Below are 12931 nucleotides of genomic sequence, written 5' to 3'. Positions count from 1 at the left end.
TGATACCTCTTCAGACAATGTCGTTCACGTTCAGCCAGCGGCCTTCCTGGTGCGAGAGTGCGATAGCGTCAAGCACGCGCGACACCTTCCAGCCCTCTTCAAAGTCCGGCCACATCGGTGCATCGGCGGCAATGCCGTCCACCAGGTCGCGTACTTCTACTGTTTTCTGGTCGTTAAAGCCGATACCATGCCCGGCTCCCATGCAAAACGCGCCGTAGTCCGGGTGCGCCGGGCCAACCAGTAAAGTGCGAAACCCCTGGCGGTTGACCGGATCGTCATGCAGATAGAGCTTCAGCTCAGCCATACGCTCCTGAGTAAAACTGATGGTTCCTTTGGTCCCGGTAATCACATACGACAACCCCATCTTGCGGCCACAGGCAACGCGCGAGGTTTCAATCACCCCTTGCGCACCGCCTGCAAAGCGCACCATCGCGTGGGCCTGATCTTCGTTCTCTACCGTCACCATTTGCGAGGAACCGACTTTCGCCGGACGCTGTGGTACCACGATCTTCAGGTCGCCGCAGACCTGCTGAATATCCCCAACCAGGTACTGCGCCATATTGACGATATGCGCCGCCAGATCGCCAAGCGCACCAAGTCCGGCGGTCTCTTTAAAACAATGCCAGTGGATCGGCGCAAGCGGATCGGCCATGTAGTCTTCGTTGTGGGTGCCGTAGAAATGGATCACCTCACCAATTTCTCCGCGCTCAATGATCTCTTTCGCCAGCTGCGCCGTTGGGTTCTTCATATAGTTGAACCCCACCAGCGTTTTCACTCCTGCCCGCTGTGCAGCCTCAACCATTTCACGCGCGTCGTGGGCGTTCAGCGCCAACGGCTTTTCCGAGTACACATGCTTGCCATGGCGAATCGCTTCCAGCGCCATCTCTTTGTGTAGATGATTAGGAGAACAGATATCCACGACATCAATGGCCGGGTCAGCCACCAGCGCACGCCAGTCTCCGGTTGAGCGATTGAAGCCAAACGCCTGCGCCCGCTCGGCGGCCAGCTCTGGAGAGACTTCCGCCACCATTTCGCGCACCAGCTTGCCGCGCAGGTTAAACACCGTCGGGGCCTGGGCATAGGCGATGGCATGCGCCTTGCCGATATACCCGGTGCCAATCAATCCAATACGAACTTCTTTCATCATGATCCTCACAATGCGCCGCGACGGCTCTTGGCGTAGGTATCGAACGCCACCGCCAGAACGATAATTAAGCCGGTAATAATTTGTTGGTAGTAAGCCGAGACGTTCATCAGCACCAGACCGTTAATCAGGATGCCCATGATGATCGAGCCGATAATGGTGCCGCCAATACGCCCGTAGCCGCCCATCAGTGAGGTACCGCCAATGACCACCGAGGCGATAACGCGCAGCTCAAACGAGATCCCGGCAACCGCTTCCGCGCTGCCCAACCGCGCGCTGAGAATGAAGCCCGCCAGCCCTGCCAGACAGCCAATTAACACGTAGACGCTCACCAGCACGCGCTTCACGTTAACCCCTGCCAGACGCGCCGCCTCCGGGTTGCCGCCGATGGCGTACACGAAGCGCCCCCAGCGGGTTTTATGTAGCGCCAGATAACCGCCTACCGCCACCAGCGCGAATATCCAGATTGGAATGGAGATACCGAGCAGTTCGCCGCGTCCCCACCAACGGTATCCCGCGTCGAAACCGGCAATTGGCGCGCCGTCGTTAATCACCAGCGTCAGGCCGCGCCAGATCGTCATCCCGCCGAGGGTGACGATAAACGGCGGCAGACGCAGGCGGGTCACGCCGAGGCCATGCAGAAAACCAATCGCGGTGCCCATCGCCATACAGATACCAAGGCCAATCAGCCAGCTCATGCCTCCCCAGGCGTTCGGGTCGACGGTGGTGAAGTTGTCGCCCTTAATCACATACGCGGCGGTCATGGCGCAGACCGCCAGGATGGAGCCCACCGACAGATCGATCCCGGCGGTCAGGATGACAAACGTCATCCCCACCGCCATGATCCCGTAGATGGAGACTTCGGTCAGAATGTTGAAAATATTGCGTTCAGAAAGAAAATTGCTGTTCTGCAACTGAAAGAAAATCAGCAACAGGATCATGAAAATCAGTACCCCAAAGCGCTCAAAAAAGGCAATGGGATCAAGACGTCCGCCGCGTTTGGCAGGAACCTGCGTTTTAGAAATAATCTGCGTCATGAATCACTCCGTTATGCCGCATTCAGGGCGTTGTGGTTGATGGCCATCATCGTCATTAGCCGCTCTTCATTAGCGTCGTCGCCGTGGATCTCGCCAGTCACCCGGCCTTCACTTAACGTGATGATCCGATCGGAAACCGCCATGACTTCCGGCAGATCGGAGGAGATCACGATCACCGCCACGCCCTTTTTCGCCATATCAAACAGCACCTGATGGACTTCTGATTTGGTGCCAACATCGATGCCGCGCGTTGGTTCATCCACGATCAACACCCGAGGATTAAGCGCCATGCAGCGCGCGAGGATCACTTTTTGCTGGTTCCCGCCGGAGAGCTTGCGCACCTCTTGCGCGCTGTTGACCATTTTGATCTGCAGCGCCTGGCGGTATGACTCGATCAGGGCATCCTCTTTGCGGGTATTCACGAACCAGCGCCAGTGCAGCAGTGACGAGAGGCTGGAGAGCGACAGGTTGTCGCGGATCGACAGCCCAAGCACCGCGCCCTCTTTTTTACGATCTTCCGGTACCAACGCCAGCCCCTGATCCAGCGCAAACAGCGGATCGCGCGGCTGATATGGCACGCCATCAAGTTCAAAGCTACCGGAAGTAAAACCGTCGGCGCCAAACAGGCAGCGGGCCACTTCGGTGCGCCCGGCCCCCACCAGTCCGGCAATGCCTAACACTTCGCCAGCATGCACGTGGAAGCTAATGTCGTGCAGCGCGATACCGTGCGGATCCAGCGGCGGTTTTTCGCGACTAAGCCCCTTCACCGCCAGACGCACAGGTTTATCTTCATGGTGAGTTTCGCTGGCCGGACGGCGATTAAAGGCCACATCGCGCCCCACCATCAGGCGGATCAGCTGTTCTACGGTGGTCTGTGCAACCGCGCCATTTCCGGTGAATCGTCCATCCTGGAAAACGGTGAACTGGTCGCAGAGTTGAAAAACTTCATGCAGGCGATGGGTGACGTAGATAATGCTCACGCCACGCCCTTTAAGTTCCCGCACCACACGGTGTAGGCTTTCTACTTCGCTGTCGCTCAGCGCGGCGGAAGGTTCATCCATAATGATGAGTTTTGCGTTCAGCGTCAGCGCCCGCGCAATTTCCACCATTTGCTGCTGCGCCACGCTCAGTCGGGCCACGGCCGTGGTTGGCGCAACGTTCAGTTGCAGGTAATCCAGAATCACCTGCGCTTCCTGATTTACCGCCTTTTCGTCAACAATCAGATTGCGTTTACGCGGTTCGCGTCCGAGAAACATATTCTCGGCGACGGTCATATTGGACAGCAGATTAAATTCCTGATAAATCGTGATAATGCCCTTGTTCTGCCGCTCAACCGGAGAGTCTTCTACCGGCAATGTTTCGCCGTTGAACCAAATATCCCCGCGTGTTTGCGGCTGCGCGCCCGCCAGCGCTTTCAGCAGGGTCGATTTTCCGGCACCGTTCTCACCTAACAGCGCATGAATTTCGCCTGCTCCGACGGTCAGCTGTGCGCAGCTCAGCGCCCAAACGCCGGAAAAGCTTTTCGCCAGGTCGGTCACTTTCAGTAAGGGTTGCGACATCGGTCTGCTCCTCCTCATAGAGAGCCGCCACTTGCGCGGCGGCTGCGGACATATCAGTTACCGGCCTCACTAATACGCTCGGCCTGCTGCAGGTTCTCTTTGGTGATAAGCGTTGGCGGGTAGTCAGCCCCGGTGATCGCAGTCTTCTCACGGACGTTATTCACCAACTGGCTCATAGCCGTTTTCACCGCAAAGCCAGGACGCTGATCCGCCGTCACTGCCAGCCAGCCATCGCGCACACGCGCCAGTGCTTCCGGCACGGCATCGAAGCCCGTGACCAGAACTTCACCCGGTTTCAGTCCTTGTCCCTGTAACGCTTCAATCGCGCCCAAGGCCATATCGTCGTTAGCGGAGAGGATCACCTGCGGACGCTTCGGCAACGAAGGCAGAACGCTTTCGACAATGCGCATCCCTTCAGAACGCATCCAGTTACCGGTCTGATCGGCAACGATCTTGTACTTTTCACCACCCGCCTTCAGGCTGTCGCGAATGCCTTTAGTACGTTCAATGTTGGAGGAGGAGCCTGGCTGGCCGGTCAGCAGAATAATGTCTGCCCCGTCAGGGAATTTGGTTTTGACAAATTCGCCAATCGCCTGACCGCCCTTGTAGTTGTTCGCGCCGAAGTGCGGCACTTTTTTCTGGCTGTCAACGGAGCGGTCGAGGGTAACAACGGGCAGTTTCGCATCCTGAATTTCATCTACCGCGCTGGACACCGCGTTGACATCGTTCGGTGAAACAATAAAGCCCTGTGCGCCACGAGTTATGGCGTTTTCCAGGTCAGCGACCTGTTTTGGCGAGCTACCCTGCCCGTCCAGGACCTGTAAATTCACGCCCATCTCTTTTGCGGCTTTCACCGCCGTGCGCTGCATGTGAACTTCAAATGGCATCGCCAGGTTTGGCGTACTGAAAACAATTTGCTCATTTTCAGCAATGGCTGCCCCGGATGTCATGGCGATGAGGACAGCTAAGATCAGTTTTTTCATTATTATGTCTCTCTGTGTAGGGTAGGTTGTGGTGACAATCAGAGGAGAACTTCACGTTGGCTATGCAGTGACTCCAGCGCTTTATCCGCCAGATACAGCGCACGCTCGCCATCATCCCCGCTGCAATCAGGGACCGCTTCGCCGCGCAGTACCGCAACAAAGTGTTCCCATTCCGCGGCATAGGCCGATTTATAACGCTGCAGGAAGAAATGTTCAGGTAACGCGCTGGTGCAGCCGGTCTTCGCGTAGTGCTGCACCTGATTTTCGAGAATGTTGCCAGCGCACAGCAGCCCTTCAGAGCCGTGCAGCTCAAGGCGCTGATCGTATCCGTAAGAAGAACGGCGGCTGTTGACGATGGTCGCCATCGCGCCGGAGGCATATTTCAGTACGATGAACGCGGTATCGATATCGCCCGCTTCACCAATCGCCGGATCCACCAGATTGCTGCCCTGGGCATACACCGAAACCGGCTCTTCGCCCATGATAAAGCGCGCCATATCAAAATCGTGGATGGTCATATCACGGAACATACCGCCGGACACACGCACGTATTCCGCAGGCGGCGGCGACGGGTCGCGGGAGATGATCAGCAGCGATTCCGGCTTTCCGATACGCCCGGCCAGTGCGTCAGTTTTCACACGGCGAAACTGTGGATCGAAGCGGCGGTTGAAACCGATAAACAACGGTACGTCGTACTCTTTGACCACTTTCAGGCAGTCGCGTACACGGGCCAGATCCAGGTGGACCGGCTTTTCACAGAAGATGGCTTTGCCGTGGCGGGCGGCCATTTCAATCAAATCCGCATGGGTATCGGTCGCGGAGGCAATCAGCACGGCGTGAACGTTAGGGTCCGTCATCGCCTCATCCAGGCTTTGCAAACGAGCCTGGTACTGTGTGGCAAGACGGGTGGCAAATTCCTGATTCGGGTCGACGACGGACCAGAGGGTAGTGGCACTGTGACTGGCAATGTTAGCTGCATGTACCTGGCCAATTCGGCCAGCGCCCAGTAAAGCAATGTTAAACATAACGGCTCCCGGTGTTGGTGAATTCGATGAACTAACGACCCTTTAAATAAAACATTTATTTCATTTTTATAAATAGTGAAAATTATGTTTTTGGGTGCAAGTTAACACTTTTGAGATGATCGAGATAAAATCTGTTATCAATATCACAACATAAAGACAGGAAAGATGCAGGAATTGGCCCCCTTCCGTTCAGGAAGGAGGCGATGGATGAAGAGAAAGGAAAAATGAAATGAAAATTTCGTTGTCGCAGGTTACCGGATGACAGCGCTAACGACTTATCCGGCCTGGGGTAGAATCCGCTGTAGGCCGGATAAGCGCGGCGCCATCCGGCATTAATCGCTTTTAGTACTGACGTGCGTTTTTCACCTGCTCAAACGTCTGCTCAGCCGCTTTTCGCACCGACGGAGATTCTGCCACCTGCGCATCGCCAGTGCGCCACCAGGAGGCATAGTCGTGGGTCATGGTTTTCGGCAGGACTTTGATATCCAGCAGCACAGGTCCCGAATGCGCACGCGAGGCTTCCAGCGCCGCCAGTAGGCTTTGCTCGTCATGTACACGCCATGCCCGGCAGCCGTAGCTTTCCGCGTTTTTGGCAAAATCGACCTTCACCAATGGCCCATCCAACCGTCCGGTTTGCGGATTACGGTGACGGTTTTCCGTACCGAAGCTTCCCATCCCGTGCCCCATCTGCAGGTTGTTAATACACCCGAAGCTGGCGTTATCAAACAGCAGGATAGTGACTTTTATCCCCTCCTGGACGGCGGTTTGTAGCTCGGAATGCAGCATCATGTACGAGCCATCCCCCACCATGGCATATACCGGCTGCTGCGGCTTCGCCAGCCTGGCTCCAATAGCAGCCGCAATCTCATAGCCCATACAGGAGTAACCGTATTCCAGGTGATAGCTATCCGGGGTTTTGACCTGCCAGATACGCTGTAAATCGCCAGGCAGCGATCCGGCGGCCCCCACGACGATAGCGTTATCTTCAATGTGCTGATTGATAAGCCCCAGCACCTTCGTCTGGGTCAACCGGGTGTTTAGCGTGTCGCCATATTCCGCCAGCTGAGCGTCAAGATGCCCAGCCACTTCGGGTTTGTCATCGGGACGCCAGTCGCGCTCCCATAAACGTTGGCACTCATCGCGCCAGGCCTCTTGCGCCTGCGCGACCTCCTTCCCCCAATCGCTGCGGTAGTCTTTCAGTGTTTCAGTTAATGCCGTAAGCCCGGTACGGGCGTCGGCGATAAGTGCAGTGGCATCAAGCTTCAGTGCGTCAAACTCCGCCACGTTCAGCAGCAGGAACTCAACCTCCGGATGAGAAAACAGCGCTTTCGAACCGGTGGTAAAGTCGGTGAGGCGCGTACCAATGCCGATCACCAGATCGGCTTGCGGTGCGAGCTGATTCGCTGCCATCCCTCCAGTTACCCCAATGCCTCCGAGGTTAAGTGGGTGGTCACTAACCAGCGCTCCCTTTCCGGCCTGAGTTTCGGCAAACGGCAGTTGCAGCGTTTCAACAAACGTACGAAACGCCTCATGCGCGCCGGAATATCGTACTCCGCCGCCGCATACCACCAGCGGACGGCGTTTGCGGGCAATCAGCGCCCGCGCCATCGCCAGACGCTGCGGGTCGGGTGGTCGACGTTCGATCAAATGAACGCGGCGCGCAAAGAAGCTCTGCGGATAGTCCCAGGCTTCCCCCTGCACATCCTGTGGCAGGCAAATAGTTACGGCACCAGTATCTGCGGGGTCAGTAAGCGTTCGCATCGCGTTTAGCATCGCGCTCATTAACTGCTCCGGGCGGTTAATCCGGTCCCAGTAACGCGAGACCGGGCGGAAGCAGTCGTTGGTACTGATGCCAAGGTCATGGTATTGCTCAATTTGCTGCAATACCGGGTCCGGCTGACGACTGGCGTAGACATCGCCAGGCAACAGCAGCAGCGGAATACGGTTCGCCGTCGCGGTTGCCGCGGCGGTGACCATGTTTGCCGCTCCCGGCCCAACCGATGACGTCACGGCAAAAATACGCTGGCGCCGATGCTGTTTGGCGAATCCGGTCGCCATGTGCGCAATTCCCTGCTCATTACATCCCTGCATCACCTGCAAATGACCGGGTGCCTGCTCCAGCGCCTGGCCAATGCCAAGCACGTTACCGTGACCAAAGATGGTGGCGACGCCCTCGACAAAGGGCGTTTCCACGCCATCGACACAGATATATTGTTGATTAAGGAATTTGACCAGCGCCTGAGCCATGGTCATACGTTCGGTTTGCATAAACCCTCCTGTCAGCCCAGCGTTGGCATGGAGAACGCGGCCCCTGTGTCCTGCAGCATCTCCGGCCAGCGTGCGGTGACGGTTTTCATCCGGGTGTAGAAGCGCACGCCATCGTTACCATGAACGTTCAGCGCACCAAAAATAGACCGCTTCCAGCCGCCAAAACTGTGGAACGCCATCGGCACCGGAATTGGCACGTTTACGCCCACCATGCCCGCCTGCACTTCTTCGCAGAAGCGACGCGCACAGCCGCCGTCACGTGTGAAAATTGCCGTGCCATTACCATATTCATGACGGTTAATCAGTTCCACCGCGCTGCTGTAATCTGCTACGCGCACCACAGAAAGCACCGGTCCAAAAATCTCTTCTTTATAGATGGTCATCTCCGGCGTGACGTTATCAAACAGGGTCGGCCCGACAAAATAACCCTGCTCATGGCCTTTAACGCTAAAACGTCGACCATCCACGCGCAGGCTGGCCCCCTGCGATTCCCCACTGTCGATATAACCGAGTACTTTATTACGATGTACAGAGGAGATAAGCGGCCCCATTTCATTTTCCGGTGTCTGGTCAAGACCAGGTCCGACACGCAGCGCCGCAATCTGTTTTTCCAGTCGCGAGCACAGCTCGTCTGCCGTTTTGTCCCCTACCGCCAGCACGACCGAAAGCGCCATGCAGCGTTCACCCGCCGCGCCGTAAGCGGCCCCCATAATGGCGTTGGTTGCCATATCCATGTCGGCATCCGGCATTAAAATGCAGTGATTTTTAGCTCCACCTAACGCCTGGCAACGCTTACCGTGGGCCGATGCCGTCTGATAAATGTATTCCGCAATCGGCGTAGAGCCGACAAAACTCACGGCCTGCACGCGCGGGTCAGTTAACAGCACGTCAACGGACTCTTTGTCCCCCTGCACGACGTTGAACACGCCGTCCGGCAATCCGGCTTCTTGCAGCAGTTTCGCCAGTGCCAGGGCGAGAGAAGGGTCTTTTTCTGAGGGTTTCAGCACGAAAGTATTCCCGGTTGCCAGCGCGATGGGGAACATCCACATCGGTACCATTGCCGGAAAGTTAAACGGCGTGATCCCGACGCAAACCCCGAGCGGTTGCATCAGCGAATGGCTATCGACGCCGGTCCCTACGTTGGCTGAGTGTTCGCCCTTTTGCAGATGTGGGATGCCACAGGCAAACTCCACCACTTCCAGGCCGCGGGTCAGTTCACCAACTGCGTCAGAGAATACCTTGCCATGCTCTTCGCTGATGATGCGAGCCAGCCTCTCCATGTTTTCTTCCAACAGCGCCTTAAAGCGGAACATCACTCGCGCACGTTTTAACGGAGAATGGCGCGCCCAACCGGGGAATGCGTCGTGCGCTGCCGCAATGGCCTGCTCGGTTTCCTGTGTCGTACTCATCACCACCTTGCGGATCTGTTCGCCGGTGGCCGGGTTGAAGATTGCCTGAACGCGCTGGCCTGAACCGGTGACACATTCGCCGTGGATAAAATTCGCTACTGTCTCCATCCTTAACCTCTCGCTGTTGATACGTGACTGTTACCTGAACACTGTTATCTGTGTACTATATATGAAACAAACATTCCATTTTAAGTTGAAATAAAATAAATAATGATTAATGTGATCAAGGATGGGTTTTTATGTTAACAAGCGGAATCGCATGATTAGCGTGCACTGGCATAACGTTTCAGCGGACGACAAGCCTGAAGCTTTTGTTTCGTTTTTACAGCCAGATGAATGAGTGACATTTCAAAGACGCGGTTTTGCGTTTAGAATCATAAAACTATGTACCAGGAGGTAAAATGACAACAGCAACCAGCCTGAACGAGCTGCAGCAGCAAATCCGCGATCGCTACGATAGCCTGAGTAAGAGGCTGCAGCAGGTGTCCCGCTATGTGCTGGATAATACCAATAGCGTGGCCTTTGATACGGTTGCCGTCATTGCTGAACGTGCCGGAGTGCCCCCCTCTACGCTGATCCGCTTCGCCAACGCCTTTGACTTCACCGGCTTCAACGAAATGAAACAGCTGTTTCGTATGAACCTGGTAGAGGAAACCGCCAGCTACAGCGACCGCGCGCGCATGTTCCGTGAGATGGAAAGCGAAGCCGTACCGGAAACCCCGCTCGATATCCTGCAGGAGTTCGCCCGTTCGAATACCCAGGCGCTCCAGCAGCTGGCAGCCCGTGCCGAACCTGAAATGCTGGAACGCGCCGTACAATTGCTGGCAGAAGCCGACACCATTTACATTGCAGGTCTGCGTCGTTCGTTTAGCGTAGCGGCCTATCTCACCTACGCCCTGAGCCATCTTGAGTGTCGTCCTATTTTGCTCGACGGAATGGGCGGAATGCTGCGCGAGCAGATTAACCGCATCAAAGCGCACGATATCGTGGTGTCGATTAGCTTCTCGCCTTATGCGGAAGAAACGGTGATGGTCAGCGAAACTGCGGCCAATGCCGGCGCGCGCCAGATCGTGATTACCGACAGCCAGATAAGCCCGCTGGCCACATTCAGCGATCTCTGCTTTGTGGTGAAAGAGGCGCAGGTTGACGCGTTTCGATCCCAGTCTGCGACGCTGTGCCTGGTGCAGTCGCTAGTGGTGGCGCTGGCTTACCGTCTGGGTGACGGGAGTAATGAAAACGGTCATTCTGTCGGGTGATGAGCACCGCAAAAATTGACGATCCGCTTTATTACATTCCCGCCAGCGTGACGTGAAACCGTGATGCCAGCCGTTACTTTTATGGTCGTTGAAAATATCGCCCTCATTCAGCGACCAGATAAAATACAATCCGTTATTACCATAAGCTACAATTATATTAATATTAGATAATCAACAATGCGCATGCTGACAATAATACGCAAAGGTTTACTATAGACCTGTCTTTTTTAAGCAGGAAAGTAAAATGAAAAATACAAAAGGGTTGATGATTATTGCCCTTGCTTTCACCCTGGCATCATGTGCTTCCATTCCTGAGAATATCAAAGGTAATAATCAACCCGATATCCAAAAAAACTTTATCTCCGTGCATAACCAGCCCGGTTTATATACCGGTCAACAGGCTCGCTTTGGTGGTAAAGTCATCAATGTGATTAACACCAAAAATGATACGTTGCTGGAAATCGCCGTTTTACCACTGAACGACTCTGCTAAGCCACAAATAGACGCGAGCTATCAGGGACGTATTCTTGCCCAGCAGAAAGGTTTCCTCGATCCGGTAAACTACAGAAACCATTTCGTGACCATTTTGGGAACAATTCAAGGAGATGAGTCAGGATTCATCAACAAAGTCCCGTACAACTTTGTTAAAGTTGATTTACAAGGAATCCAGGTTTGGCATTTAACTGAGTCTGTCAACACCACCTATAACATGTGGGATTATGGTTACGGCGCATTCTGGCCTGAGCCGATGTGGGGAGCGCCTTACTACGCCAATACAGTCACTCAGGTAACTCCGGAGCTAGTGAAATAATCCCAGAGGTAAGATGGCGCGACTATATTCCGGAGTCAGGTGTTGGCAAACAACTCTTCTCATCACCCCGCGTTTATCTTATTGCGCCATCCTGCTTCATGAGATCCTTCGCTTAACATGCATTCTTCCTGTTACATATAATTTTTAACCGCTAATTTGTTAGCGAAGAAATGGGCTTTCCCCTTCTCATGCCTGACCATCTTTTGTTATTTACCGACAACTCCCCCACCCTGCATGCAATAAAAGAACATTTGTGTTTACACATTATTCAGGGATTACTATGAACAGAAAATACTTACTGTTGATACCATTATTCTTTAGCAGCGTCATCATCACCGCCTGCGATAATAAACCTGCAGTAAAAACCGCCATGGAGCCCGAGGTCGGCGTTGTTACCTTAGCGCCGTCCTCAGTAAATATTAAAAGTGAACTTCCGGGTCGCGCGCTTGCGTTCGAGATCGCCGAAATCCGCCCTCAGGTTGGTGGGATCATCATAAAACGCAACTTTGTTGAAGGTGATAAAGTCAGCAAAGGAGAATCACTGTATCAAATTGATCCAGCCCCGCTGCAGGCACGACTGGACTCAGCCAAAGGCGCGTTGGCAAAGGCACAGGCTACCGCCAATAATGTTCGTCTGACACTCAATCGGCAGTCAGCATTAATAAAATCTAATTACGTCAGCCGCCAGGACTATGACACGACGCGTTCACAGCTTAATGAAGCGCAAGCCAATGTTGCCGTCGCTAAAGCGGATCTTGAACAAGCCACCATCAATCTTCGATACGCCAATGTTACCTCGCCCATTGATGGCATTAGCGGTAAATCCTCCGTGACCGTGGGTGCCCTGGTTACTGCCAATCAGGAAAACGCGCTGGTCACCGTTCAGAGATTAGATCCGATTTATGTTGATTTAACCCAGTCAGTACAGGACTTCTTACGCCTGAAAGAAGAGAAAGCCAACGGACAAATCGCCCAGCAACAAGGCAAAATTCCGGTTGAACTGATGCTGGAAAACGGCAAGCCCTATCGCCATACCGGTACGCTTGAGTTTTCCGATCCCGCTGTTGATGAGACCACCGGTTCGGTAACCCTGCGCGCCGTATTTCCCAATCCTGAAGGTGAAATTTTACCCGGTATGTATGTCACGGCGTTGCTGGACGAAGGCAGTCAACAAAACGTGTTGATGGTCCCCCAGCAAGGAATTACGCATAACGAACAAGGAAAAGCCACCGCGCTGATCCTTGACCAGGAAAACGTAGTGCAACTGCGTGAAATAAACGCAGTGAAGGCCGTTGGTAATCAATGGTTAGTGACCGCGGGATTACATCCTGGCGATCGGGTCATTGTGTCCGGATTACAAAGAATTCGTCCGGGAATCAAAGCCCGGGTCCTCCCTTCAAAACTGAACACACCTGACACGGTAGCTGAACAGTAATATT

Annotated in this window: 10 protein-coding genes; 3 read left to right on the top strand and 7 right to left on the bottom strand. The window is 54.5% G+C overall.

Annotation, left to right across the window (positions count from 1 at the left end; all coding sequences use genetic code 11):
* Positions 1-10: 10 nt before the first annotated feature.
* From OGX96_RS12325 to OGX96_RS12295, 7 genes are all read right to left on the bottom strand, one after another.
* Entirely contained in the window at positions 11-1144 is a 1134-nt protein-coding gene (locus OGX96_RS12325; RefSeq protein WP_032944642.1) for a Gfo/Idh/MocA family protein, read from the bottom strand.
* Positions 1145-1152: 8 nt separating this feature from the next.
* Entirely contained in the window at positions 1153-2181 is a 1029-nt protein-coding gene (locus OGX96_RS12320; protein WP_003826102.1) for an ABC transporter permease, read from the bottom strand.
* Positions 2182-2192: 11 nt separating this feature from the next.
* Positions 2193-3740, bottom strand: a complete 1548-nt coding sequence (locus tag OGX96_RS12315) for a sugar ABC transporter ATP-binding protein (RefSeq protein ID WP_286583170.1) — start codon at positions 3738-3740, stop codon at positions 2193-2195.
* Between the two features lie 53 nt (positions 3741-3793).
* Entirely contained in the window at positions 3794-4723 is a 930-nt protein-coding gene (locus tag OGX96_RS12310) for a sugar ABC transporter substrate-binding protein (RefSeq protein ID WP_286583168.1), read from the bottom strand.
* 38 nt (positions 4724-4761) lie between these two features.
* A complete protein-coding gene (iolG, locus tag OGX96_RS12305; protein WP_003826096.1) occupies positions 4762-5748 on the bottom strand; it encodes an inositol 2-dehydrogenase in 987 nt (328 codons plus the stop codon).
* 342 nt (positions 5749-6090) lie between these two features.
* Positions 6091-8016 (bottom strand): 3D-(3,5/4)-trihydroxycyclohexane-1,2-dione acylhydrolase (decyclizing), encoded by a 1926-nt coding sequence (gene iolD, locus OGX96_RS12300; protein WP_286583166.1) that lies wholly within the window; start codon positions 8014-8016, stop codon positions 6091-6093.
* Positions 8017-8027: 11 nt separating this feature from the next.
* A complete protein-coding gene (locus tag OGX96_RS12295) occupies positions 8028-9533 on the bottom strand; it encodes a CoA-acylating methylmalonate-semialdehyde dehydrogenase (RefSeq protein WP_286583164.1) in 1506 nt (501 codons plus the stop codon).
* A 293-nt stretch (positions 9534-9826) separates the two neighbouring features.
* Here OGX96_RS12295 and OGX96_RS12290 point away from each other — a divergent pair, with 293 nt between their 5' ends.
* The 3 genes from OGX96_RS12290 (at position 9827) to OGX96_RS12280 (ending at position 12927) form a co-directional block, all read left to right on the top strand.
* Positions 9827-10681 carry a MurR/RpiR family transcriptional regulator gene (locus tag OGX96_RS12290; RefSeq protein ID WP_032944650.1) on the top strand — a complete coding sequence of 285 codons (855 nt, stop codon included), beginning with the start codon at positions 9827-9829 and terminating at the stop codon, positions 10679-10681.
* Positions 10682-10925: 244 nt separating this feature from the next.
* Entirely contained in the window at positions 10926-11492 is a 567-nt protein-coding gene (locus OGX96_RS12285) for a Slp family lipoprotein (protein WP_003826090.1), read from the top strand.
* A 280-nt stretch (positions 11493-11772) separates the two neighbouring features.
* Entirely contained in the window at positions 11773-12927 is a 1155-nt protein-coding gene (locus OGX96_RS12280) for an efflux RND transporter periplasmic adaptor subunit (protein ID WP_198801845.1), read from the top strand.
* The last annotated feature ends 4 nt before the right edge of the window (positions 12928-12931 follow it).

Source organism: Citrobacter sp. Cpo100, assembly GCF_030332595.1.
GTDB lineage: Bacteria > Pseudomonadota > Gammaproteobacteria > Enterobacterales > Enterobacteriaceae > Citrobacter > Citrobacter portucalensis.
The sequence above is the reverse complement of the archived record's forward strand: the minus strand, read 5'-3'. Positions and strand labels throughout refer to the sequence as shown.